The 24,757-nt window shown below is 68.9% G+C and carries 22 protein-coding genes and 1 tRNA gene; 19 read left to right on the top strand and 4 right to left on the bottom strand.

From position 1 onward, the window contains the following. Window positions 1-79: 79 nt before the first annotated feature. The 12 genes from obgE (at window position 80) to HNO80_RS00630 (ending at window position 11,438) form a co-directional block, all read left to right on the top strand. Window positions 80-1,669, top strand: a complete 1,590-nt coding sequence (gene obgE, locus HNO80_RS00575) for a GTPase ObgE (RefSeq protein WP_175320922.1) — start codon at window positions 80-82, stop codon at window positions 1,667-1,669. Further along, entirely contained in the window at window positions 1,659-2,810 is a 1,152-nt protein-coding gene (gene proB, locus HNO80_RS00580) for a glutamate 5-kinase (RefSeq protein WP_175321084.1), read from the top strand. Before obgE ends, proB begins: the two co-directional genes overlap by 11 nt. Before the next feature lie 26 nt (window positions 2,811-2,836). Further along, window positions 2,837-4,171: a glutamate-5-semialdehyde dehydrogenase gene (locus tag HNO80_RS00585; protein WP_175320923.1), complete on the top strand. Its 1,335-nt coding sequence runs from the start codon at window positions 2,837-2,839 to the stop codon at window positions 4,169-4,171. Window positions 4,172-4,261: 90 nt separating this feature from the next. Then, on the top strand, window positions 4,262-4,495 hold the full coding sequence (locus HNO80_RS00590) for a hypothetical protein (RefSeq protein WP_175320924.1): 234 nt from the start codon (window positions 4,262-4,264) through the stop codon (window positions 4,493-4,495). A gap of 55 nt (window positions 4,496-4,550) precedes the next feature. Next, window positions 4,551-5,180 (top strand): nicotinate-nucleotide adenylyltransferase, encoded by a 630-nt coding sequence (gene nadD, locus HNO80_RS00595; RefSeq protein WP_217500422.1) that lies wholly within the window; start codon window positions 4,551-4,553, stop codon window positions 5,178-5,180. Window positions 5,181-5,187: 7 nt separating this feature from the next. Further along, on the top strand, window positions 5,188-6,525 hold the full coding sequence (locus HNO80_RS00600) for a hypothetical protein (RefSeq protein ID WP_175320925.1): 1,338 nt from the start codon (window positions 5,188-5,190) through the stop codon (window positions 6,523-6,525). A 125-nt stretch (window positions 6,526-6,650) separates the two neighbouring features. After that, entirely contained in the window at window positions 6,651-7,052 is a 402-nt protein-coding gene (gene rsfS / locus HNO80_RS00605; RefSeq protein ID WP_175320926.1) for a ribosome silencing factor, read from the top strand. Between the two features lie 118 nt (window positions 7,053-7,170). Then, a tRNA-Ala gene (locus HNO80_RS00610) sits at window positions 7,171-7,243 on the top strand. A gap of 65 nt (window positions 7,244-7,308) precedes the next feature. Next, window positions 7,309-7,662, top strand: a complete 354-nt coding sequence (locus HNO80_RS00615) for a zinc ribbon domain-containing protein YjdM (protein WP_502707790.1) — start codon at window positions 7,309-7,311, stop codon at window positions 7,660-7,662. Window positions 7,663-7,731: 69 nt separating this feature from the next. After that, on the top strand, window positions 7,732-8,820 hold the full coding sequence (locus HNO80_RS00620) for an NAD(P)-binding domain-containing protein (RefSeq protein ID WP_175320928.1): 1,089 nt from the start codon (window positions 7,732-7,734) through the stop codon (window positions 8,818-8,820). Window positions 8,821-8,888: 68 nt separating this feature from the next. After that, a complete protein-coding gene (locus HNO80_RS00625) occupies window positions 8,889-10,046 on the top strand; it encodes a class I SAM-dependent methyltransferase (protein WP_175320929.1) in 1,158 nt (385 codons plus the stop codon). A gap of 189 nt (window positions 10,047-10,235) precedes the next feature. Continuing rightward, a complete protein-coding gene (locus HNO80_RS00630; protein ID WP_175320930.1) occupies window positions 10,236-11,438 on the top strand; it encodes an ROK family transcriptional regulator in 1,203 nt (400 codons plus the stop codon). Window positions 11,439-11,472: 34 nt separating this feature from the next. Here HNO80_RS00630 and HNO80_RS00635 read toward each other — a convergent pair whose 3' ends face one another. Continuing rightward, the gene (locus HNO80_RS00635) at window positions 11,473-11,670 is read right to left on the bottom strand and encodes a hypothetical protein (RefSeq protein ID WP_249777074.1); all 198 of its coding nucleotides are present in this window, start codon (window positions 11,668-11,670) and stop codon (window positions 11,473-11,475) included. A gap of 457 nt (window positions 11,671-12,127) precedes the next feature. On the opposite strand from HNO80_RS00635, the gene HNO80_RS00640 reads away from it, so the two are divergent. Both HNO80_RS00640 and metE read left to right on the top strand, forming a co-directional pair. Continuing rightward, window positions 12,128-13,102 carry a methylenetetrahydrofolate reductase gene (locus HNO80_RS00640; RefSeq protein ID WP_175320931.1) on the top strand — a complete coding sequence of 325 codons (975 nt, stop codon included), beginning with the start codon at window positions 12,128-12,130 and terminating at the stop codon, window positions 13,100-13,102. Window positions 13,103-13,159: 57 nt separating this feature from the next. After that, window positions 13,160-15,502, top strand: coding sequence for a 5-methyltetrahydropteroyltriglutamate--homocysteine S-methyltransferase (gene metE, locus HNO80_RS00645; RefSeq protein WP_175320932.1), 2,343 nt, complete (start codon window positions 13,160-13,162; stop codon window positions 15,500-15,502). A gap of 161 nt (window positions 15,503-15,663) precedes the next feature. Here the strand turns inward: metE and HNO80_RS00650 are convergent, their stop codons facing one another. After that, complete coding sequence (locus HNO80_RS00650) at window positions 15,664-16,170, bottom strand: DUF2004 domain-containing protein (RefSeq protein ID WP_175320933.1); 507 nt, start codon at window positions 16,168-16,170, stop codon at window positions 15,664-15,666. 99 nt (window positions 16,171-16,269) lie between these two features. Between HNO80_RS00650 and HNO80_RS00655 the strand changes: the two genes are divergently transcribed. Then, window positions 16,270-17,712 (top strand): aldehyde dehydrogenase family protein, encoded by a 1,443-nt coding sequence (locus HNO80_RS00655; protein WP_175320934.1) that lies wholly within the window; start codon window positions 16,270-16,272, stop codon window positions 17,710-17,712. Between the two features lies 1 nt (window position 17,713). On the opposite strand, the gene HNO80_RS00660 is transcribed toward HNO80_RS00655, so the two are convergent. Beyond that, window positions 17,714-18,634 (bottom strand): LysR family transcriptional regulator, encoded by a 921-nt coding sequence (locus HNO80_RS00660; RefSeq protein ID WP_175320935.1) that lies wholly within the window; start codon window positions 18,632-18,634, stop codon window positions 17,714-17,716. Between the two features lie 172 nt (window positions 18,635-18,806). Between HNO80_RS00660 and HNO80_RS00665 the strand changes: the two genes are divergently transcribed. The 4 genes from HNO80_RS00665 to HNO80_RS00680 are packed head-to-tail and all read left to right on the top strand — an operon-like array spanning window position 18,807 to window position 23,621. Continuing rightward, window positions 18,807-20,192 (top strand): NAD(P)/FAD-dependent oxidoreductase, encoded by a 1,386-nt coding sequence (locus tag HNO80_RS00665; RefSeq protein WP_175320936.1) that lies wholly within the window; start codon window positions 18,807-18,809, stop codon window positions 20,190-20,192. Further along, window positions 20,189-20,920 carry a DUF1365 domain-containing protein gene (locus tag HNO80_RS00670; RefSeq protein ID WP_175320937.1) on the top strand — a complete coding sequence of 244 codons (732 nt, stop codon included), beginning with the start codon at window positions 20,189-20,191 and terminating at the stop codon, window positions 20,918-20,920. Before HNO80_RS00665 ends, HNO80_RS00670 begins: the two co-directional genes overlap by 4 nt. Then, on the top strand, window positions 20,917-22,383 hold the full coding sequence (locus tag HNO80_RS00675; RefSeq protein WP_349627130.1) for a class I SAM-dependent methyltransferase: 1,467 nt from the start codon (window positions 20,917-20,919) through the stop codon (window positions 22,381-22,383). Before HNO80_RS00670 ends, HNO80_RS00675 begins: the two co-directional genes overlap by 4 nt. Beyond that, entirely contained in the window at window positions 22,380-23,621 is a 1,242-nt protein-coding gene (locus HNO80_RS00680; protein ID WP_175320938.1) for an SAM-dependent methyltransferase, read from the top strand. The genes HNO80_RS00675 and HNO80_RS00680 overlap by 4 nt, the downstream gene beginning before the upstream one ends. 13 nt (window positions 23,622-23,634) lie before the next feature. On the opposite strand, the gene HNO80_RS00685 is transcribed toward HNO80_RS00680, so the two are convergent. Next, complete coding sequence (locus HNO80_RS00685) at window positions 23,635-24,729, bottom strand: chitinase (protein ID WP_175320939.1); 1,095 nt, start codon at window positions 24,727-24,729, stop codon at window positions 23,635-23,637. Window positions 24,730-24,757 lie beyond the last annotated feature (28 nt).

The raw sequence follows: 24,757 nt of genomic DNA on the forward strand, positions 1-24,757 counted from the left end.
CGCTCCACCGGTGTTTTAACCGCATTACAATCATCTTGGGCCCCTTGCGGGCCCGAGGAACAGCACTGAGGAGATCCACGTGGCGAGCTTTGTAGACCGGGTAGTACTGCACGTATCCGGCGGTACCGGCGGCCACGGCTGTGTCTCCGTCCACCGCGAGAAGTTCAAGCCCCTCGGCGGTCCCGACGGCGGCAACGGCGGCAACGGCGGCGACGTCATCCTGCGCGTGGATCCCCAGACCACCACCCTGCTGGACTACCACCACGCCCCGCACCGCCACGCCACCAACGGCGGCCCCGGCATGGGTGACTGGCGCGCCGGCAAACACGGCGAAACCCTGATTCTTCCGGTCCCGATTGGCACCGTGGTCAAGTCCAAGTCCGGCGAAGTCCTCGCGGACCTCGTGAGCGAAGGCGCCGAATACGTTGCCGCGGCCGGCGGCATCGGCGGCCTGGGCAACGCCTCGCTCTCCTCGCAGAAGCGCCGCGCCCCCGGCTTCGCGCTGCTCGGCATCGAGGGCGAATCCAGCGACATCGTCCTGGAACTGAAGTCCATCGCGGACATCGCCCTGGTCGGTTTCCCCTCCGCCGGCAAGTCCAGCCTCATCGCCGCGATGTCCGCCGCGCGGCCCAAGATTGCCGACTACCCCTTCACCACCCTGATCCCCAACCTCGGCGTCGTCCAGGCCGGCGAGGTGCGCTTCACCATCGCCGACGTCCCGGGCCTGATCGAAGGCGCCAGCGAAGGCAAGGGCCTGGGCCACCACTTCCTGCGCCACGTCGAACGCTGCGCCGCGCTGGTGCACGTGCTGGACTGCGGCACGCTGGAATCGGACCGCGACCCGCTCTCGGACCTCGCCGTGATCGAAGCCGAGCTCGAAAAGTACGCCGTGGACATGAGCTACGCCGGCTCCGACGGTGAAGTCGTGCCGCTGAACCACCGCCCCCGCCTGATCGCCCTGAACAAGGTCGACCTGCCGGACGGCAGGGACATGGCCGAGTTCGTCCGCCCGGAGCTCGAAAAACGCGGCTACAAGGTCTTCGAAATCTCCGCCACCAGCCACGAGGGACTCCGCCAGCTGGGCTTCGCCATGGCAGAGATCGTCAAGGCCGCCCGCGACGCGGTGGCCGCCACGCCGCCGAAGGTCCAGGCCCCCGTGCTGCGCCCGCGCGCCGTCAACGAGAGCGGCTTCACGATCCGCCGCGAGGAAAAGAACCTCGAGCCGCTGTTCCGCGTGCTGGGCGAGAAGCCCGTGCGCTGGGTCAAGCAGACCGACTTCACCAACGAGGAAGCCATCGGCTACCTCGCCGACCGCCTCGCCAAGCTGGGCGTCGAAAACGAACTGTTCAAGCAGGGCGCCAAGCCGGGCGACACTGTCGTCATCGGCGAGGACGACGGCGTCGTCTTCGACTGGGAGCCGACCATGATGGCCGGCGCCGAACTGCTGGCTTCCCCGCGCGGCACCGACGTGCGCTTCGCTGACATCGGCGACCGCCCCACCCGCGGCCAGAAGCGCGAGGACCAGCAGGAGCGCCGCGACGCCAAGGCAGCAGCCCGTGCCGAGCTGGAGGCAGAGCGCAAGGCCGGCATCTGGACCGAATCGGTCAGTGCCCGCCGCGCCCCGCAGCCGCTCAAGGAGAGTGGACTCGGCGAAGCCGATGACGAGTAACGCCGTCGTCGTGCCCGGAGCGGCGGGGGTCCCAAGCCGCACCCTGCTCTCCGGCGCCCGCCGGATCGTGGTAAAGGTCGGGTCTTCCTCGCTGACGTCCATCAAGGGCGGCATCGCCGAGGAAGCGCTGAGCGACCTTGCCGATGCCCTCGCGCACAAGCGCAACGCAGGCACCGAGATCATCCTGGTCTCCTCCGGGGCGATCGCCGCCGGGCTGGCACCGCTGGGGCTTGAAAAGCGCCCCCGGGACCTCGCCACCCAGCAGGCCGCCGCGAGCGTGGGCCAGGGCCTCCTCATGGCCCGCTACACCCACGCTTTCGGCGCTCACGGCGTCACGGTGAGCCAGGTGCTGCTGACCGCGGACGACTTCATGCGCCGCAGCCAGCACACCAACGCCTTCCGCGCCCTGGACCGGCTGCTGAACCTCGGCGTCGTCCCCGTGGTCAACGAAAACGACACCGTCGCGACCCACGAGATCCGCTTCGGCGACAACGACCGGCTCGCGGCCCTCGTGGCGCACCTGGTCCGTGCCGACGCCCTCGTGCTCCTCTCCGACGTCGATTCGCTCTACGACGGGCCGCCCTCGCACGGCGCCAAGCGGATCGCGCACGTCTCCGGCCCGCACGACCTCGAAGGCATCTCGATCGGCAGCACCGGCAAGGCCGGGGTCGGCACCGGCGGCATGGTCACCAAGGTGGAGGCCGCATCCATCGCCGCCGGATCCGGGATCAGCGCCCTCGTGACCTCCACCGCGAACGCCGCCGCCGCGCTGGCGGGGGAGGACGTGGGAACCTGGTTCTCCGTCAACGGCGCCCGCAAGCCGATCCGGCTGCTCTGGCTGGCCCACCTGGCGTCCGTGCAAGGCACTTTGGTACTCGACGACGGCGCCGTCCGCGCCGTGCGCGACCGCCACACCTCGCTGCTGCCCGCCGGGATTACCGCCGTGCACGGCGACTTCGAAGCCGGCGACGCCGTGGAGATGGTCGGCACCGACGGGACCGTGATCGCCCGCGGCCTGGTGAACTACGGGGCCGACGAGCTACCCCAAATGCTCGGCCGCTCCACCCGTGAACTCGGTAAGACGCTGGGCCGCGGCTATGACCGTGAAGTTGTTCATGTTGACGACCTGGTGCTGGTCTAAGCTCCCGCCTCGCCTAAACTTGGAGCATGACTGAGGCCCTGACTTCGCACCCCGACCTGCCGGTTCACGATGTGCCCTCCGAGGGCCTGCCGCTGGCCGCAACGGACGTCGAAGCCGCCGTGCACGCCATCGCCGACCGCTCCCGCACCGCCTCCCGCCGGATGGCCCGCGCCGACCGGGCCTGGAAGGACCGCGGGCTGCGCGCCATCGGCGCCGCGTTGCTGGAGCATAAGGACCGGATCCTGGCCGCCAACGCCACAGACGTCGCCGCCGGCCGGGCCAATGGCACCTCCGCGGCGCTGCTGGACCGCCTCACCCTCACCGACGCCCGCGTTCAGGCCTTGGCCGCCGCGCTGGAAAACCTAGCCAACCTGCCCGACCCGGTGGGCAATGTGGTCCGCGGCCAGACACTCCCGAACGGGCTGCGGCTGCGCCAGGTCAACGTGCCGATGGGCGTGGTCGCCGCGATCTACGAGGCGCGTCCCAACGTCACCGTGGACATTGCCGGACTGGCCCTCAAGAGCGGCAACGCCGTGATCCTGCGGGGCGGAAGCGCCGCCGCCGCCACCAACGAGGCCCTCGTCGGCATCCTCCGCGAGGCGCTGGACTCCGTGGGCCTGCCGTCGGACGCCGTCCAGAGCGTCGACCAGTACGGCCGCGACGGCGCGAACTTCCTGATGCGTGCCCGTGGCCGCGTAGACGTGCTGATTCCCCGCGGCGGACGTGAGCTGATCCAGACCGTGGTGACGAACTCCTCGGTGCCCGTCATCGAAACCGGCGAAGGCAACGTGCACATCTTCCTCGACGCCTCCGCGGACGAGGAGATGGCCGTCGAGATCCTGCTCAACGCCAAGACCCAGCGGCCCAGCGTCTGCAACACCGTGGAGACGCTGCTGGTCCATTCCGCTTCCACCGTCCTGCCCGCCGTCGCCGCCGCCCTGCGCGCCGCCGGCGTGACTCTGCACACAGACGAGCGGATCCGCGCCGCGCTCCCGGCCGCCGTGGAGTCCGTGCCGGCCACCGAGGTGGACTGGGCCACCGAATACATGGACCTGGACCTGGCGGTGGCTATGGTGGACAGCTTGGACGAGGCCGTGGAGCACATCCGCACCTGGTCCACCGGGCACACCGAGGCGATCCTCACCAACGACCTCGCCAATGCCGAGCGTTTCATTGCGGAGGTGGACTCGGCTGCGGTGATCGTGAACGCCTCGACGCGGTTCACCGACGGCGGAGAGCTGGGCCTCGGCGCCGAAGTGGGCATTTCGACGCAAAAGCTGCATGCCCGCGGTCCGATGGGGCTGACCGAGCTCACCACCACGAAGTGGATCGTGCAGGGCGAAGGCCAGGTCCGGGCCTAGCAACGCGGTAACATGGAACAGAAGCCAGGAACGGCGGGGCCTCCGTCGTCGCAAAACCGCAATTAATTTGTGAAGTCACTAGGGGAGAACATGCTGTTGCAGCAGATCACCACGTCCATCGCCGCAGCCGTCGAACACGAGGAACTTGCGCCGCTCATTGCGCCGCCGTTCGTCATCGGCGGCTCCATGTTCGTGATCCTGCTGGTCCTGATGTTCATCACGCTGTCCTACGGCAACCTCGGCAAGCGCCACGAAGCCGTTGAGGAGCACGCGGATCCGCACCGCCAGCACCCCAACAAGCACGACCACGGCCAGGGCCACTAATATTTCCGCCAAAGTGAAGCAGCGCGGCGCGAAGCGTCGCCTGCGGCTGGGTGTGATGGGCGGCACGTTTGATCCGATCCATCACGGTCACCTCGTCGCGGCCAGTGAGGTCGCGGCGAAGTTCGGCCTCGACGAAGTGGTGTTCGTTCCCACCGGCCAGCCCTGGCAGAAGAGCAGCAAGAAGGTCAGCGAGGCCGAGCACCGCTACCTGATGACGGTCATCGCCACGGCCTCGAACCCCCGGTTCACGGTGAGCCGGGTCGACGTCGACCGCCCGGGGCCCACCTACACCATCGATACCCTGCGCGACCTGCGCACGCTGCGGCCGGACGCCGACCTGTTCTTCATCACCGGCGCGGACGCGCTGGCGCAGATCCTGTCCTGGAAAGACATCGACGAACTGTGGTCCTTGGCGCACTTCGTCGGTGTGACCCGCCCCGGACACGTGCTGGACGGCATGGGCCGAGACGATGTCAGCCTGCTCGAGGTCCCGGCCATGGCGATCTCCTCCACGGACTGCCGGGCGCGCGTCGCCGCGGGAAACCCCGTCTGGTACCTCGTGCCGGACGGCGTGGTCCAGTACATCGCCAAGTACGACCTGTACGACGGCCGGCCCGATCCCGAGTCGGAATTCCGGGAATCCCGGCCTGCCCTCGAAATAAACCAAACCGCCAGCACTGAATGAGCCTTCAATGAGTCAGGAACAGCCTCCCATCCGCAGCCGCCGCGAATTGCGCCAGGCCAGGGATGAACGCCAGGAAGTGAACCCGGACGCCGGTACCGCGGGTGCTGGCGCGGGTCAGGCTGCCCGGAATCAGGACGGCGGGGGTTCCGTCTCCCGGCAGGCCGGCGCGAACCCCTCCTTCTCCAGACGTCCCGAGGAACCGACCGAGGCCGAGACCACCGGCCGCCGCCGCGTCCCCGGCCCGGTGGATTCCGTCCGGACTACTTCCGCCGCCGAACGGTCCTCCCAAATCCGCGCCCGCGACCGTGCCGCGCTGCGGACCATCAAGGAACTTGCGGAAAAAGAGGGGCAGCTTTCATCCGGAGGTGCGCCCACGCGCCGCCAGCTCCGGCTCCAGCAGCTGGCCGAGGAAACCGCCCCTGCCACCTCGGCCAATCCGATCGTGCCGATGCCCAGCCCGCGCACCCGCCCGCATCCGGTGGTGGGAGCGGTCGCCAAGCCGTCGGCCGGCACGGAAACGTCGGCTGACGCGGCCGCCACACCGGCGGAGACTGCCGCCGCGCCGAACCAGAACGACGGCGCACCCGGTCCCGGCGGAAAGCTGCCGGAGGGAATGAGCGTCGAGCAGGCCCTCGCCGCGCGCGAGCTGCTCGCCGAGCAGGCCCGCAACCAGGTGGCGAAGATGGAGCACATTGCCGCCACCGATCCGGACGCCGTCAACCCGGAAATACTGGCCGAGCAGATTGCCCTCGCCGAGCGGGCGGCCGTGCTCAACCGACGCGCAGCCGCGAAGCAAAAGCTGGCCGAGCAGAACAACCAGCCCGCACAGCAGCGCAACGAACAGCCCAAGAACGATCCCTCGACCGCCAGCAACCTCGCCATGGTGACGCCGCTGGAATTTGTCGAGGTTCCCGGCGTGGAGCGGCCAGTCATGAAGCGCCCTGCCACGTCGTATGTCCCGCTGGTCACCAACTCCAGCCCGAAGGTCCAGCCTCCGCGCACCTCGCGCCGTCCCGGCCAGGCCCGCAAGCGGGATGCCGGTCCGGCCAATGGCCGCTCCGGCGTCCTGGCGCGCGCGGAGGCGGCCGCGCAGGCCGCATCGGCCCGCCGCCCGGCTGCGGCAGCCGCCCCCGAAAATCCCAGTGCCGCGGCGGTGGAGGAAGACTTTGCGGCACGTCCGCCGGTCGCTGCCAACGCCGCCTACGGCCTCGATCCGCTCGACGCGGCCACGGCCGGACTCGGCCGGGCGCGGCGTCTGCGTGCCCTCCAGCTCGGTGTCCTGGCCCTCGGCGTGCTGGCGCTGATTGCCGGCATCATCCTGATCATCACCGGATTGGCGCACTAGCCGCTGCGCCGCAGCATCCCCACGATGCTTCGGCGGTGCTCCGGTCCACACAGCGGTTCCGCCGCACAGCTATTTCACTCAACAGCTTTCGACATTCAATGCTCTTACATTCAACAAGGAGTCCCGTGACTGCAACCGATTCATCCATCGCCACAGCCCGCCACGCAGCCCGAGCTGCTGCGGAAAAATTGGCCGAGGACATTGTGGCCCTCGACGTCAGCGAGCGGCTTGCCCTCGCCGACGTCTTCCTGATCGCGTCGGCGCCGTCGGAGCGACAGGTCAACGCGATCGTCGACGGCATCGAGGATGAACTGTCCAAGTTCGACCTCAAGCCCGTGCGCCGCGAAGGACGCTCCGGCGGACGCTGGGTACTGCTGGACTACGCCGACGTCGTCATCCACGTCCAGCACGAGGAAGACCGCGTGTTCTACGCCCTGGAGCGCCTCTGGAAGGATTGCCCCGTCGTGGACCTTCAGCTCGGCGACGACGCCTCGGCGAAGGCCAGCGCCGCCACCGAATCCGAGTAGGCGGCCTGGCAGCCATCAGCGCAAAACCCTGAATATGCCCGATTTGGAATTTTCAGAAGTGCTGATCTAAGATATTTGAGTTGCTTCGGAGAGAACGAAGTCGGAGCAGCGAAAATTCGGGGCTGTGGCGCAGCTGGTAGCGCACCTGCATGGCATGCAGGGGGTCAGGGGTTCGAGTCCCCTCAGCTCCACCGAACGAGGTCCCGCTCTCTGAGCGGGGCCTCGCTTTAGTTAACGCTCAATTAGGATGGGGACCGTGAACGACTCCCTGCCGCCGTGCCCCGAATGCTCCAGTGCATACAGCTACGAGATGGGTGCCCTGCTGGTCTGCCCCGAATGCGGCCATGAGTGGTCCGCTGCAGCGGAGCCCGAAGACGGTGCCCCGGCCGCACGGGTCATCAAGGACGCGGTAGGCAACGTCCTGGCCGATGGTGACACCGTAACGGTGATCAAGGACCTGAAAATCAAGGGCAGCTCCGTTGTCATCAAGGTCGGGACGAAGGTACGCGGAATCCGCCTAATGGACGGCGTTGGCGACCATGACATCGATTGCAAGGTCGACGGCGTCGGACCCATGCAACTGAAGTCCAGCGTCGTCAAGAAGAGCTAAGCGGGGCCCGCCATTCCTGAACAGCCCCGTCCTGGCCAACCGGAAGCGCCCGCACGGTCCGCCGACGTCGTGGTCATCGGGGCCGGCCAGGCGGGACTGTCCGCCGCCTACCACCTGCAGCGCCGCGGCTTCGTCCCGGCCGGCCTGTCCGGCAACGCCGGTGCGGACAGCGCCGCCGACCCGCTGAGCTATGTGGTGCTCGACGCCGAGGACGGCCCCGGGGGCGCCTGGCGGCACCGTTGGAAGAGCCTGCTGATGGGCACCGTAAACGGCATCAGCGACCTCCCCGGCATCCCGCAGCCGCAGGTGGACCCGCAGGAGCCCAGTTCGAGTTTCCTGAGCCGCTACTTCGGCGGCTACGAATCCCGGCTGGGCCTGGCCATCGAACGGCCCGTGAAGGTTCACGCCGTCAGCCGCGAGGACAGCAACCCGGCCGGACGACTGCGCATCAATACCTCCCGCGGCGCCTGGTCCGCCCGGGCCCTGATCAACGCCACCGGCACCTGGACCCGCCCGTTCTGGCCCATCTATCCGGGCCAGGCCAGTTTTCGCGGCAGGCAGCTGCACGTCGCGGACTACGTGGCCGCGGAGGAATTCCGCGGCCAGCACGTGATCGTGGTGGGCGGCGGGATTTCCGCCGTGGGACTGCTCGACGAGATCTCCAAGGTCACCGGAACCACCTGGTTCACCCGGCGGGAGCCGGTCTGGCGCGACGCCGCCTTCGACCGGGAGGCAGGCCACGACGCCGTCGCCCTGGTCGAGGAGCGGGTGCGGCAGGGGCTGCCGCCGCAGAGCGTCGTCGCCGTGACCGGGCTGATCTGGACGCCGGCCCTGCGCGCCGCCGCAGACCGCGGCGTGCTCAAGCGCCACCCCATGTTCACCGGCATTGAACCCGGAGGAGTGCGGATGGCGGACGGCAGCTTCCTGGCCGCCGACGTCATCCTCTGGGCCACGGGCTTCCGCGCCGAGCTAGAGCACCTCGCGCCCCTGCATCTGCGCGGGCCCGGCGGCGGCATCGCGATGGACGGCACGCGGGTCGCCGCGGAGCCCCGGGTGCACCTCGTAGGCTACGGGCCGTCGTCATCCACCATCGGGGCCAACCGCGCCGGCCGGGCCGCCGTGGCAGGGATCGTCAAACTGCTGGCCGGTTCGGGATAACGTAAAGCGTTGCAACTTACCCAAGCCTGATCTGAGACGGCCCGACAAGAAACGGCGGCAGCCCGCGCGTGGCGGACAACAATCTTGAATCCCTCTTCCCCCGGCTCCGGAGGTTCCCCGACGTCGAGGCCGCCAATCTGCAGGCCTGGGATGCCACCGACCGTTTGTTGCTGGACACCGCCGCTGAACTGCGGGCCGCCGGCCAGGTGGCATCCGGCGGCAGGATCGCCGTCGTGGGGGACCGCTACGGTGCACTGACCCTCGGTGTGCTCGCGCTGGGGTGGCACGACGCCGGCCCGGTCCGGGTGCACGAAGACCTGATCACCGGCGAACGCGCGCTGCGGCATAACGCCGCTGCCACGGGGCTCACCGAGGGGTTCGAGCAGCTCCCGCTAGCCGACGCCGTGGAGGGCGCGGCCCTGGTCCTGCTCCAGCTGCCGCGGTCCCTGGCCGAGCTGGAGGAGATCGCCGACGCCGTCGCCCGGCACGCCGCGTCCGGGGTGGTGCTGCTCGCCGGCGGCCGGCTCAAGCACATGAGCCTGGGCATGAACGCCGTGCTGGAACGCTACTTCGGCGAGGTGCAGCCGCAACTGGCGCGGCAAAAATCACGGATCCTGCTGGCCCGGGCCGCGAAAGCGATCCACGGGCCCCCGCCGTTCCCCGTCTCGGAGCGGAACTCCGGCCTGGAGCTCACGGTCTGCGCCCGCGGCGCCGTGTTCGCCGGCACCGGGCTGGATATCGGAACCCGCTTCCTGCTGGACTTCCTGCCGGAGATCCCCAGCGTCCGGCACGCCGTCGACCTCGGCTGCGGCACCGGAATCCTGGCCGCACTGTACGCCCGCAGCCATCCGGAGGCCCGGGTCACCGCCACCGACCGGTCCGCGGCGGCCGTCGACTCCGCCCGGGCCACGGCCCGCGCCAACGGCCTGGACCGCCAGATCGAGGTCCTGCAGGACGACGCCATGAGCACCCTGCCGGACGCGTGCGCCGAGCTGGTCCTGCTCAACCCGCCGTTCCATCTCGGCGCCGCGGTGCACGCCGGAGCCGGAATCAAACTGATCGAAGCCGCGGCCCGGGTCCTGGCCCCCGGCGGCGAACTCTGGACGGTGTTCAACAGCCACCTGCACTACCAGCCCGCGCTGGAGCGGCTGGTCGGCCGCACCCGCGAGGTGGGCCGCAATCCGAAATTTACGGTCACCGCGAGTGTCCGCAGGCCGCAGCCATAGGGGGCCCGCGCCGGCAACGGCAGGCAATCCGGGCGAAATCAAACCGACTGTGACGGCCGATGGTGGGGGCTTGGGGCCGCGGGTAACGTACCATTTCTGACATCAGCAGTGCTTGGCCGAAGACGTTTAGAGGTATCAGTGACTGAGATCCGCACACCCCCGCCGCGGCGCGGAACGAACCTCCCACGGATGGGGGATTTCAACCTCACGGTCATCCTGGACGCGATCCGGCGCGCCCCGGGCGGGCTCAGCCGGGTGGAACTCGCGCAGCTTGTCGGACTCTCGCCGCAGACCATCTCCAACATTTCCCGCCGGCTGTTGGACCAGAACCTGATCGTCGAGGCGGGCAAGGAAGGCACCGGCCCAGGCAAGCCCCGGACCATGCTTCGCCTTAACGCCGCTGGCATGTATGCCGTCGGCGTTCATCTGGACCCGGCGGTGACGACCTTCGTAGTACTGGACCTCGTAGGCGCCGTGGTCAAGCACTCCCGGATCAAGACCCCGTCCGGCGCTGATCCCGGCGCCGTCATTGACACCATTGCCGCCGAGATCAGGCAGCTGATCGCCGATTCCGGTGTCGACCCCGCCAAGATTGCCGGCCTCGGCGTCGCGTCCCCCGGGCCCATCGACCTGAACGAGGGCGCCGTGGTCGACCCGCCGCTCCTGCTCGGCTGGGACCGCGTCCCGTTGCGGGACGCCCTCGTAAAAGCCACCGGCCTTTCCACGCTCGTGGATAAGGACGTCACCAGCGCGGCCGTCGCGGAGACGTGGGCCGGGGGACCCAGCGGGGCCGGGAGCTTCATTTTTATGTACATGGGCACCGGGATCGGCTGCGGAATCGTCCTCAACGACGAGGTGGTGCGTGGCACGTCCGGAAACGCCGGCGAAATCGGGCACATTGTGGTGGACCCGGGAGGCGCTCTGTGCGATTGCGGGCTGCGCGGCTGCGTGAAGTCCACGGCCATTCCCCAGGTGCTCGTGGCCCAGGCCGAGGAAGCCGGGGTACTCGCTGGCCCGCGCGGGGAAAACAACGGTCCGGCGGTCCAGGAACGGTTCGCCCAGCTGTGCGCCCAGGCCTACGGCGGCGACAAGGCGGCCGCCAAGATTATCGACCGCTCCGCCGTGCTCGTGGCCCGGGCGGTGTCCGTGATCACCAACACCCTGGACGTGGACCGTGTCGTCTTCGGGGGACCGTTCTGGAGCTGCCTCTCGGAAACGTACCTGACGCTGGTCCCTGAGCTCGTGGCGGACAACAGCGCCACCCGGAAGATCCACGGGATCGAAGTCGTAGGCACCGGCGTGGGCGAGGATGTGGGCGCCATCGGCGCCGCCTGCCTGGTCCTGGAACACACGCTGGCGCCACGGTCCCAGCGCCTCCTGCTGGAGGGCTAGCCGGGAGTCGTCTCCTTGCCGGGGGCCGGAGACGTCAGTCGATGTCCTCGATGACGGTCCCGAACGGGATGGTGTCATCCAGATGCGCCTGGTGGTCGTGCGGGTGCACCACCACCCGGACGCCGTGCAACTTGTCCGCCGCCGACTGCATCAGGATCGGCCGGACGGTGTTGATGACGCTCTCGCTCTTGCCGGCGAGATACTCCTGGTAACTGGCTGGAAGCTGGATCATGCCCTCAGGATAGACCTGCGCCGCGGACATGGGGAGGGCCGACAGTGCCCGCGTTTCGGACACGAGCCGCCAACACAATCGGCCTGATCGGCGAAGAATCTTCTGTGACAGGCTTCATGGCAGCGTAAAGACGCGTCTTAATTCTGCAGGCGACTTGAATGCCGCTCCCGGGCACCCTAGAGTCGTAGACAAGTTACCGCGGTAACGTGTCAGCGATCCTCCGTTGCCGGCCGGCCCTTCGAAAATTCCACGCGGATTTTCCACGGGCGGCCAAGGAGGGTGTGGGTGCCCCCATGTGGGCCTGACATTTGCTCACGGACAACTTCGTATCAGGCGTAACAGTCGCGGCTGCGTCCTGCTGAAGTTTCCTCCGTGTTCCCCAAACTAAACTCATTGGCGGCAGCGCCGGCCGGACTCCGGCACAGCTGGCACCAGTGGCTCACAGCCAAGGACGCAAATGTCTCCACCAAGCCTTATAGACGCACATCCAAATCTCGCCGGCGCGGCCCCCGTCGCCCTGTCCTACGAACTTTTCCCGCCACGCTCGCCCGCGGCGGCTGAGTCGCTCTGGACCACCATCGGGGAACTGGAAGCCACCAGCCCCGACTACGTGTCCGTCACCTACGGCGCGAGCGGCTCAAACCGGAACACCGCCGTCGAACTCATCAACCGCCTGGTGCAGGAAACCACGCTGCGCCCGCTGGCGCACCTGACCTGCGTGGGCAACACCCCCCAGGAGCTGGCCGAAATCATCGGCGAACTGCTCGACGTCGGCGTCCGCGGCATCCTCGCCCTGCGCGGCGACCAGCCCAAGGACGGGGGCGCCCCGGCCGATGGCTCTCTGCGCTACGCCCAGGACCTGATCGAGCTCATCCGCCGCGTCGAGCAGCGCCGCTCGGCACTGCTCTGCGCCGGCAAAGTGGCGGTCGGCGTCGCCGCCTACCCTACGCGGCACCCCGAATCCCCGAGTGAGGCGCACGACGTCGAGGTGCTGCTCGCCAAACAGCGCTCCGGCGCGGACTTCGCCATCACCCAGGTCTTCTTCCACACCGAGCAGTACGCGCAGCTGCTGTCCCGGGCGCGCCGGGCCGGCGTCACCATCCCGATCGTCCCCGGGGTCATGCCGCTGACCAGCATCCGACGGCTCACCCGGCTGGGCGAACTGACCGGCGTCGAACCGGCGCCGGAGCTGATTGAACGGCTAGCCGCCGCCGATACCGACGCCGAACGCAACCGGATCGGGGTCAGCGCCACCGTGGACCTGGCCAACGCGGCCCTGGACGCCGGCGCCCCGGGCCTGCACCTCTACACCTTCAACGAGCACGCCAGTGCCCTCGAGGTGCTGGACAAGCTCGCGCTGCCCCGCCCGCGAAGCGGCAACCGGCACAGCAGCCACCAGCGCCCGGCCGGCCGCCGCCAGCTCGCCAGCTGACGGCGCCGGCAGACACAACCTTCCTCCGCACCGCCCCACCAACTCTTAGGACTTCCCATGACTGACAAGAACACCGCTGTCCCCACTCCGTTCCCGGCCGCCTCGATCCTGGGCTACCCGCGCATCGGCCGCCGCCGCGAGCTCAAGAAGGCCGTCGAGGCCTACTGGGCCGGCAAGATCGACGCCGCCGCGCTGGACGCTGCCGCCAAGGAGATCCAGCTGGGCACCGCCAAGCGCCTCCAGGGCCTCGGCCTGGCCGAAGCCGCCGCCGTCCCCGGCACCTTCTCCTACTACGACCAGGTCCTCGACGCTGCCGCCCACCTTGGCGCCGTGCCGGCCCGCTTCGGCAATCTCCTCAACGCCGACGGCCAGCTCGACATCGACGGCTACTTCACCCTGGCCCGCGGTACCAAGGATCAGCAGCCGCTGGAAATGACCAAGTGGTTCGACACCAACTACCACTACCTCGTCCCGGAAATCGGCCCGGAGACCACCTTCGCGCTGACGTCCAACCGGATCGTCGAAGAATTCGAATACGCCCTGGCCAACGGGGTGCTGACCCGCCCGTACATCGTTGGCCCGGTCACCTTCCTGCTGCTGAGCAAGGCCTCCGACGACGCCCCGGCCGGGTTCAGCCCGCTGTCCCGCCTCGAGGACGTCCTCCCCGTCTACACCGCACTGCTGGAAAAGCTCGCCGCCGCCGGCGCCAGCTGGGTCCAGCTCGACGAGCCCGCCCTCGTGGTGGACCAGGACACCCCGGCCGACGAGATCCAAGCCGCCGTCGCCCGCTCCTACGAGGTGCTCGCCGCCGCCGCCAACCGTCCGCAGCTCTTCGTCTCCACCCCCTACGGCGCGCTCAACGGCCAGCTCGGCGCCCTCGCGGCGACCGGCATCGATGCCCTGCACCTGGATGTGTTCAAGGGCGACGTCCCGTCCGCCGCCGCCCTCGCCGCGCTGGGCAACAAGACCCTCGTTGCCGGCGTCGTGGACGGCCACAACATCTGGCGCAATGACCTGGCAGCCTCGGCCGCGAAGATCGCCGAACTGCAGAAGTCGGTGGCGAAGCTCGCCATCAGCACCTCCACCACCACCGCGCACGTCCCGCACGACGTCGACGAGGAAGTCCAGCTCTCCGCGCAGCTGCGCAGCTGGCTGGCCTTCGCCGACCAGAAGGCTACCGAGGTTGTCACCCTCGCCGGGCTGCTGAGCGATGCCGACGCCGTCCGCCCGGCCATCGAGGAGGCCACCCGCATCATCGCCTCCCGCGCCGAGGCCGAGGGTGTCCGCCGCGCCGAGGTCCGGGCCCGCGCCGCTGCCCTGACCGACGCGGACTTCAGCCGCTCCGCCTACGCGGTCCGCGAAGCCGCGCAGATCGAGGCGCTGCACCTGCCGCCGCTGCCCACCACCACCATCGGCTCCTTCCCGCAGACCTCCGAGATCCGCACCGCCCGGGCACGCGCCAACAAGGGCGAACTCAGCACCGAGCAGTACGAGCAGCTCATGAAGAATGAGATCAAGCGCGTCGTGGAGCTGCAGGAAGGGCTTGGCTTCGACGTCCTGGTCCACGGCGAGCCCGAGCGCAACGACATGGTGCAGTACTTCGCGGAGAACCTTGAAGGCTTCGACGTCACCGTGCACGGCTGGGTCCAGTCCTACGGCTCACGGTGCACCCGCCCGTCCATCCTGTGGGGCGATGTCACCCGCCGCGCCCCGATCACGGTGGAATGGGCCCGCTACGCGCAGTCCCTGACCAGCAAGCCGATGAAGGGCATGCTCACCGGCCCGGTCACCATCCTCGCGTGGTCCTTCGTCCGCGACGACCAGCCCCTCGGCGAGACCGCCAACCAGGTGGCCCTAGCGCTCCGCGACGAGATCGCGGACCTGGAAGCCGCCGGCATCAAGGTCATCCAGGTCGACGAGCCGGCCCTGCGCGAGCTGCTGCCGCTGCGCAAGGCTGACCAGGCCGCGTACCTGGACTGGTCCGTGAAGTCTTTCCGCCTCGCCACCGCCGGCGCCGCGGACGCGACCCAGGTCCACACGCACCTGTGCTACTCCGAGTTCGGCGCCATCATCGACGCGATCGACGGCCTCGACGCCGACGTGACCTCGATCGAGGCCGCCCGCTCCCGCATGGAGGTTGTGCATGACCTCGAATCGCACGGTTTCGGCCGCGGCGTGGGCCCGGGCGTCTACGACATCCACTCGCCGCGCGTCCCGGGCGAGCAAGAAGTCACGGAACTGCTCAGCACCGCGGTCAAGCACGTCCCGTCCCGCCAGCTCTGGGTCAACCCGGACTGCGGCCTGAAGACCCGCGGCTACGCCGAGACCGAGGAGTCGCTGCGCAACCTGGTCACGGCCACCAAGACGGTCCGCGCGGAACTGCTCGAAGCGGCCAAATAGCGCGCAGCTGCCGGGCGGTTCACTGAATCGTCGGCGCCATTAACCGACGACGGCGGCCGGTCACCTTCCCAGGTGGCCGGCCGCCGTCGTACGTTTTTCCCATCGGCTGCTGAGCAGTGGCCCTTATCAGCGCTCAAAAGGGCCGCTGCGGAGCAATCGGTTCAGGATTCCCAGAGGATCTCGTCGTCAACCACGCCGTCTTCGTCTGCGGAGGCTACTAGGACCTCGTCGGAGAAGTGCGCGCCCAGGGTGAAGTCGAGGACGAAGTAGCGCTCCGGCTGGCCCGGGTAGATGCCGACGTGGCCGAGCTTCAGGGCCTTGAGGAAGACCTGGTTGGTCAGCTGTGACTTGTCCGTAACGCCGAAGACCTGCTGCAGGTGCTCGGGCTTGATGGCGTTGCAGTGGAAGCGGAGGTATTCCTGCGGGCTGGTGCCTTCCTGCTCCAGTTCCTCGGCGATCATTTCGCGGACCTGGTCCACGAGCTCGGGCAGGAAGCGCAACCGGTAGTCAACCTTGTGCATGGCCGCCTCGTCGAAGTGGTCATGCGCGTTGACATTTAGGTCAAGCTCCAGGGGTTGGCCCGCAAGTTCGTGTCTCGCTGCGAAATTATGGTCACGCCCGTGGTTGAGCTCGATCTCTCCAAAGTGCTGGCTCGCTACCTTGCTCATGTCTTCAACATAGTCCTGAATACTGGTCCGTTCCAGCGTAGGCCGGCATTTATCCGATACCGCCCCCGAACTCCGGCAGGGGACCGGTACATTGATCGGATGCAAACAGTTGCCGCCACAGTCGCCCGCGCCCGAGATTTTTTTGACAGCGGAACCACCCGCCCGCTGGCGTGGCGGCTGGAGCAGCTCGGCAGTCTGCGGCGGATGCTCATCGAGCGGCGCCGGGAGTTTGCCGCCGCACTGGCCGGCGACCTGGGCAAACACGAAACCGAGGCGCAGCTGACGGAAATCGGGTTTGTCACGGCGGAAGCCGCGCACCTGGAGAAGCACCTCGAAGCCTGGCTGCGGCCGCGGCCGGTGTCCGTCCCGCTGGCCGTCCAGCCGGCGAAGGCCTGGACCGAACTCACCCCGCTGGGCGTGGTCCTGGTGATCGGCCCGTGGAACTACCCGCTGCAGCTGCTGCTCGCCCCGCTGGCCGGCGCCCTGGCCGCGGGCAACGCCGTGGTGCTCAAGCCCAGTGAGCACGCCCCCGCCACCTCCGCCGCCCTGGCCCGCTGGATTCCGGAGTACCTGCCCGGCGCGGCGCAGGTCGTCGAGGGCGGCATCCCCGAGACCACGGCGCTGCTGGCCGAGCGCTTCGACCACATCTTCTTCACCGGGGGCGAGGCCGCGGCCAAGGTGGTGCTCCGCGCCGCGGCCGAGCACCTGACGCCGGTGACCCTGGAGCTGGGCGGCAAATCCCCGGTCTATGTGGATGCCTCCACGGACCTGGCCGGCGCCGCCAAACGGATCGCCTGGGGCAGGTACATGAATGCCGGGCAGACGTGTGTTGCTCCCGACTACATTCTGGCCACAGAGGACGTCCTGGTGCCGCTGGAACGCGAGCTGGTCAAGGCCATCAAAGCGCTGTTCGGCACGGATTCCGCGCGGAGCGGGTCCTACGGCCGGATCGTCAACGACCGGCACTTCGCCCGGCTCGCCGCGCTCGCGGACAGCAGCACCGTGGTCCACGGCGGTGAGCGCGACGCCGGCAGCCGGCACTTCGCTCCGACGCTGCTCCGCCCGGCGCCCGGGGACGCCGTGATGGGGGAGGAGATCTTCGGCCCGCTGCTGCCGCTGGTCCCGGTCAGCGGCCGGGATGAGGCGATCCGGACGATCAATGCCGGAGCCAAGCCGCTGGCCCTGTATGTGTTCAGCAACGACGCCGACACTCGCCGTGCGTTCGCCGAACAGACCTCCTCGGGGGCGCTGTGCTTCGACGTACCGGCCGCGCACCTGACCGTTCCCGGGCTCCCGTTCGGCGGCGTGGGCGGCAGCGGCATGGGCGCCTACCACGGCGAACACTCGCTGCGGACGTTCTCGCACGAGCGCTCCACGCTCTCCAAACCGCTCTGGCCGGACACCCTGGCGCTGATCTATCCGCCGTACACGAAGGCGAAGCACCGGATCATCAGCACCCTCGTGGCGCCGGCCGGGAAAACCGTGAAGACCGGAAAGTTCCTGAAGCCCAGGAAGCCGGCGGAGAAGCCCGGCCAGTCCTAGCTCAGTCCCGGCGCGTGGTTCCGAGTTTGTGCAGCGTGTCGGCCAGCAGTTCCACGAAGAGCTGGACCTGGGCCGTCTGCTTTTCCTTGGGCAGCAGCGCGAAGACGTTGCGGGCCAGCCGGATCTCGGGGACGTCCAGCACCACCACGCCGGCGGGCCGGTGCAGCAAGGCCAGCTCGGGGACCAGGGCCGCGCCCAGGCCGGCGGCCGCCATTTCCAGGCTGGCGTGGAAATCGTCGCTGTACGCCACGACGCGCGGGTGCAGGTTGCAGCTGGCGAAGAGCCGTTCAATCACCGTGGCGTCGGACGTGCCGGGGTGGTGCATGATCCAGGGCATGTCGGAAAGGTGGTCGGCCGCCACCTTGGATTCGGGGCCGATGCCCCAGGCCGCGGGCAGCACCACCCGGAAGTCGTCGTCGCCGATCCACTGCCGGTTCACCGTATGCGGCCAGGCGAGGCCGGACTGGCCCACTTGGTAGACCAGCGCGACGTCGAGCTCGCCGCCGGTGCGCAGCCCCTGGATGGTCTGGCCCGGTTCGGCCACGGAGACCCGCAGTTCGATGCCCAGCTTCTTCCACGCCGGATTCTGCAGGATCCGGGGGAGGACGTACGTGGCCAGGCTGGGGAAGATGCCGAGGCGGAGTTCCTGGCTCGCACTGTCGTGGGTCCGGGCCGCCGCCGCCATCAGCGCGTCGATGTCGGTGAGGACCTTGGCCGCATGCCGGGTCATGACGACGGCGGCCTCCGTCGGGTGGATGCTGCGGGCCGAGCGCTGGAACAGGGCCACCCCGGTGTCCCGCTCCAGGGCTGACATCTGCTGCGACACCGCCGAGGCCGTGTAGCCGAGCCGCGCGGCGGCCGCCGCGAACGAGCCGAGCCGGACCACTTCCACGAGCGTTCGGAGGTGCACGGGGTTGATCAAGGGCAGCCCTTCGGTGGTTACGGTGAGGCGGGAGCGAAATCCCGCTTCATTCTGGCACATTGGTGTGCAGGCAGACGCTGGGAAATCGGACTCATCCGGCCGCCCCTCGGTTACGAATTGCCCATAAGACGATTCACCAGGACGATTCAGGCGAAGCAACAGGAGCAAACCAGTGCAGCAAGCAGCAAGCATCCCGAACGGACGGCGCGTCGCCGTGATCGGAAGCGGGGTGGCCGGACTGACCGCCGCCTACGTCCTGAACCGACGCGACAACGTGACGGTGTTTGAAGCGGATGCACGGCTCGGCGGCCACGCCCACACGCACGACGTCCGCCAGGCCGACGGCTCCGTCCTGGGGATCGACACCGGCTTCATCGTCCACAACAACCGGACCTACCCCACCCTGCTGCGGCTGTTCCGGGAACTGGGCGTGCAGACCCAGGAGTCGGAAATGAGCATGTCCATCCGCTGCGACGGGTGCGGCCTGGAATACGCGGGCGCCCGGGCCGGCGCGCGGGGCATCATCCCGCGGCCCTCCACGCTGCTGCGCGGCCGCTACCTGCTGATGCTGCTGGAGGTCACCCGCTTCTACCGCCGGGCCCGCGCCCTGCTGGCCGAGGCTGACGCCGCCGCCGGAACGGCTGTGCCCGAGCTGACCCTCGGCGAGTTCCTGGACCGGGAGAAGTTCAGCAGCTACTTCATCGTGCACTTCATGACCCCCGTGGTCAGCGCCGTCTGGTCCTGCGACCCCACCACCGCCCTGGCCTACCCCGCCCGCTACCTCTTCACCTTCCTCGGCCACCACGGACTCCTCGGCGTCAAGGGCTCCCCGCAGTGGCGCACGGTCACCGGCGGCTCGCGCAGCTACGTGGATAAGCTCGCCGCGACACTGCCGGACATCCGCCTGTCCAGCCCGGTCACCCGGGTCCGCCGCCACGCCGGCGGGGTGGAAGTCACCACGGGTGCAGGCCGCGGCGAGGAGAGCACCGAGCAGTTCGACGCCGTCGTGATTGCCACCCATCCGGCGCAGGCGCTGCGGATGCTCGAGGACGCCACTGCCGCCGAGCGCGAAGCCCTGGCCGGCATGCCCTACTCGGTCAACCACACGGTCTTCCACCGCGACGACGCCGTGCTGCCCGCCAGCGACAATGCCAAAGCGTCCTGGAACTACCGGCTGCCCGCCTGCGACGCCCGCCCGGACCGGGTCCTGGTCAGCTACGACATGACCCGCCTGCAGCGTCTGGAAGCGGCGGACGGCAAACGCTACATCGTCAGCCTCGGCGAGTCGGAGCTGATCGGAGACAGCACCGTCCTGGAGCAGATGGTTTACGAACACCCGCAGTACACGCCGGATTCCCTGCGCGCCCAGCAGCAGATCCTGGGCCTTGGCGACGGCAGCCTGGCGTTCGCCGGCGCCTACCACGGCTGGGGTTTCCATGAGGACGGCGCCCTCTCCGGCGTCCGCGCCGCCGCTAAGCTGGGACGCGAGTGGGAACCCGCCGGCGCTGCCGAAGTGCAGGCGGGTTCCCTGCAGGCCGCTGACCTGGAGGGTGCATGAGCAGTCAGGCAGCCATCTACCGCACCTCGATCGCGCACGTGCGGCGCACCCCGCTGCACAATGCCTTCACCTACCGCAGCTACAGCTGGTACGTCGACGTCGATTCCCTCCCCAGCCTGCCGCGCTGGCTCGCCCCGCTGGCCGGCTTCTCCGTGGCGGACCACCTCGGTGACCCGGACGGAACGCTGCGCGGCAACGTCGAACGCTACCTCGCCACCCAGAAGATCGCGCTCGACGGCGGGCGGATCACCATGCTGGCCAGCGCCCGCGTCCTCGGCCACGTCTTCAACCCGCTCAGCCTGTTCTGGTGCCACGACGCCGCGGGGGAGCTGCGCTGCGTCGTCGCCGAGGTCCACAACACGTACGGGGAACGGCACTGCTACCTGCTGGAGACCGACGACGCCGGACGGGCCACCGTACCCAAGGCGTTCTACGTCTCGCCGTTCAACGACGTCGACGGCCAGTACCGGATGAAGCTGCCGGAACCCGCCGAGCGGCTCGCCGTCTCGATCGTCCTGGAGCGGGAGGGGCAGAAGCCCTTCGTCGCCACCGTGGACGGCGTCCGCCGCGACGCCACCGTACCGAACATCCTGGCCGCGGCGTTCGCCGTCCCGCTGGCGCCGCTGCGGGTGGCCGCGCAGATCCGCTGGCAAGGAATCAAGCTTTGGGCACGTCGGTTGCCCATCATCAAAAGACCACACCACCCTTCACAGGAGGCAGTCCAGTGACCATGACCGAAGCGACCGGGTCCCAGCCTGCGCAGGCCAGCACTGTGCAGACGAACACTGCGCAGACGAAGCCGGCACCCGCAAACCAGGCACCCGCGAACCTGACCGTGCCCTACACGGTTCCGCAGCCGCCGGCGGCCATCGACGCCGCGATCTGGCCCAGCATCGCGGCCGTACCCTCCAGCCTCAAGGCCCGGCTGGCGGGGAAGGCCGCGGATGCGATCTTCCGTGCCGCGGTGCGCCGCCTTCCGCTGGAGGTGCGCTACCCCGACGGCACCGTCCTCGGGAGGGCGGCAACGGGCCAGGCCGGCCCGGGCCAGTCCTTCCCGGTGATGACGATGAACCGACCAGAGGCTTTCGCTGCCCGGCTCGGCGACGGCGGACTGATCGGCCTTGGTGAGTCCTACATGGCCGGGGACTGGGACGCGGATGACCTGACCGCCGTGATGGAGGTCTTCGCCGCCCGGGTGGGAACACTCGTGCCTGAGCCGCTGCAGAAGCTCCGAGGCCTGTACCTGCCCCGCACGCCCCGCACCGAGCGGAACACGGAGCAGAACACCCGCTCCAACATCTCCCGGCACTACGACCTGTCCAACGAGCTCTTCGCCACGTTCCTGGACGGCACCATGACGTACTCCAGCGCCCTCTTCCCGGAGAGCGGCGACGCGTTGCGGAGCGTTGTCTGGGACGGCCTGGCCGACGCGCAGCAGGCGAAGATCGACCGGCTGCTGGACAAGGCCGGCGTCACGGAGGGAACCCGCGTGCTGGAAATCGGCACCGGCTGGGGCGAACTTGCCCTCCGGGCCGCCGCCCGCGGGGCGACGGTCTACTCCGTGACCCTGTCCAGCGAGCAGCAGGAACTGGCGCGACAGCGCGTGGCCGAGGCCGGTTACGCCGACGCCGTCACGATCGAGCTCAAGGACTACCGCGCCGTGGAAGGCGAGTACGACGCCGTCGTCTCCGTGGAAATGATCGAGGCGGTCGGCTACGAATACTGGGCCACCTACTTCCAGACGATCGAGCGCGTGCTGGCCCCCGGCGGGAAGGTCGCCATCCAGGCCATCACTATCGGCCACGACCGGTTGATCGCCACCCGGACCAGCTACACCTGGGTGCACAAGTACATCTTCCCGGGCGGCGTCATCCCCTCGGTCCGGGCGATCGAGGAGATTACCGAAAAGCAGACCGGGCTCCGGGTCCGCGAACGCCTCGCGATGGGCGAGCACTACGCCCAGACCCTGCGGCTCTGGGAGGAACGCTTCATGGCCCGCGCGGAGGACGTCCGCGCCCTCGGGTTCGACGAGATCTTCCAGCGGATGTGGCTGTTCTACCTGTGCTACTCCCGCGCCGGCTTCGAGACCGGTTACCTGGACGTGCAGCAGATCGTGCTGGACAAGGTTTCCACCAAGACCGCCTCCAGCAAGGCGGCAGCCAAGGCTTCCAGCGAGCGGACCGCAGGATGAGCGCGGCGCTTGCAACGACGATCGCGGACGTCCTTCGCCCGGTCGTCGGCGGGGAACTCCCCGTCCGGCTCGTGGTGTGGGACGGCAGCGAGGCCGGTCCGGCCGGGGCGCCGGTGGTGCGGCTCAACTCGCCGGACGCCATCCGCCGGCTGCTCTGGGCGCCGGGGGAGCTGGGCGCCGCCCAGGCCTACGTCACCGGGGAACTGGACGTCGACGGCGACCTCAACTCGGCGCTGGAGCATCTCTGGAAGGTGGTCCGGGACCGCGGCTTGTCCGGCGTCCGCCCCACCCCGTCCGTGCTGGCCGGCGTGGCTAAGATCGCCAAGGCCGCCGGTGCCCTGGGCGCGCCGCCCGAGCCGCCGGCCAGCCAGGCCCGGGTGAAGGGCCGGCTGCACAGCCTGATCCGCGACCGCGCCGCCATCAGCCACCACTACGACCTCAGCAACGACTTTTACGCGCTGATCCTGGACCCGCAGATGGCGTATTCCAGCGGCTACTGGACGGATTCCCGCGGGAACGCCGCCGCCGGTTACGGCCTGGAGGACGCCCAGCGGGACAAGCTGGATCTGGTCTGCCGCAAGATCGGGCTGAAGCCGGGGATGCGGCTGCTCGACGTCGGCTGCGGCTGGGGCTCGCTGAGCTTGCACGCGGCGCAGCACTACGGCGTCGACGTCGTCGGTGTCACCCTGTCGGTCGAGCAGAAGGCGTTCATCGACGCGCGGATCAAGGAGCGCGGGCTCGAGGGGCGGGTTGAAATCCGGGTGCAGGACTACCGTGAGATCCCGGACGGCCCGTTCGACGCCGTGGCCTCGCTCGAGATGGGCGAGCACGTGGGGCAGCGCAACTACCCCGTGTACGCTGCCGCTCTGTTCAACAACGTGGTCCCCGGCGGCCGCGTCCTGGTGCAGCAGATGTCCCGGCGCGGCAAGCATCCCGGCGGAGGGCCGTTCATCGAGTCGTTCATCGCCCCGGACATGCACATGCGCCCGGTCGGGGAGACGCTGGGGTTCCTGGAGGACGCCGGTCTTGAGGTCGAGGCCGTCGAGGCGATGCGCCGCGACTACGTCCGTACCCTCGAGGCCTGGTACGCGCGGTTCGAGCAGAACCACGACGCCGCCGTCGCGATGATGGGTGAGGAGATTGCCCGGGTATGGCGCTTGTACCTGGTGGGCGCACTGCGCAGCTTCGCGGAAGGCCGGATGGGCGTGGAACAGATCCTCTGCAGCCGGCCGGAGTAACAGTTCGGGCAGCTCAGCCTGTGAGGGACTTGCCCAGCAGCTTCGCGAACATCCCGGGCGCCTGCGTCACGCCGCTGCAGTTGCTGGATGCGCTGCTGCCTTCTTCGGGCCGGCTGGAGGAAGTACAGGCGAAGTCCCGGTTCAGCGACCACATGGACATCCGCCCGATGCCGCGTTCCACGGCGAAGCTGTTCAGGCCTTCAGCGTCCGCGAGGGTGAAGACTTGGCCCTTCACATCGTTCATCCCGATCATCGGGGTGAGCCCGATCCGTTGCCACAAGGCCGCATCCTCGAGCGGCTTGCCGGCTTTCTCATACAGTGCACGCAGCGTCTGGTGAGTGGCCTCGGCAGCGCTTTTTGCCGCGGCGAGCATCGTCTGGCCCGGTGCGAGCGGCTCAAAGTCCATCACCATGATGTTGATGCCGGCGAGTTCAACTCCGGCGTCCAGCATCGCTGTCACGGACTTTTCGCCGTCCGTTGTCAGGCCCTCCATCGAGACGGGAAGGGTCAGCCACACCTTCAACGGGTTGACGGCGGGGCGCTCGGCCTGAAGCTTCGCGGCGGCCGCGGCACGTCGTTCCGCCGCTGCGTGATCGCTCAACCCGGCGCCTTCGACGTCGAAGTCCAAGGTGTCGAGCCCGTACTTGGTGATGACCGCCGTGTACGCCTTCACCAGGGCGCCGAGGTCGGTGCAGGTTTCGGCGAGCTCCTTGCCGAGCTGCCCTCCGAACGAGACAGCTATGTCATTGCCGGCCTTGCGGAACGATGTGATCTGGCTGTCCACGCTCAGCTTGGCGCCGGTTTGGTCAAGCGTGTGGACGCCGTCCCAGGAGGGCTGGCAGGTGTCTTTCGGGTGTGCGCCAATAAAGGACAGAACCGTGGTGGCGGCTCCGTGAAGCGCCGTGTCCTGCAGGCGCAGGCTCGGGCTGAGCGTGACGTCGAGGTACCCGCCGAACCACTGCGGGCCTAGCGCGGGCTGGCTCGTCCGCGGCTCCTGTCCGTAGTTGGTCGGCGGTGCGGGAGAACAGGCGGCAACCGCCAACACGACGGCGGAGGCGGCGAGGACCCCGCTCCGGCTGCGGGAGCGGGGCCTATGCCGCCATTGCATGAATGTTCCCTACGTCCGCCACGAGGGC

Origin of the sequence: Arthrobacter sp. C9C5 (genome assembly GCF_013359735.1) — a bacterium.
GTDB lineage: Bacteria > Actinomycetota > Actinomycetes > Actinomycetales > Micrococcaceae > Arthrobacter.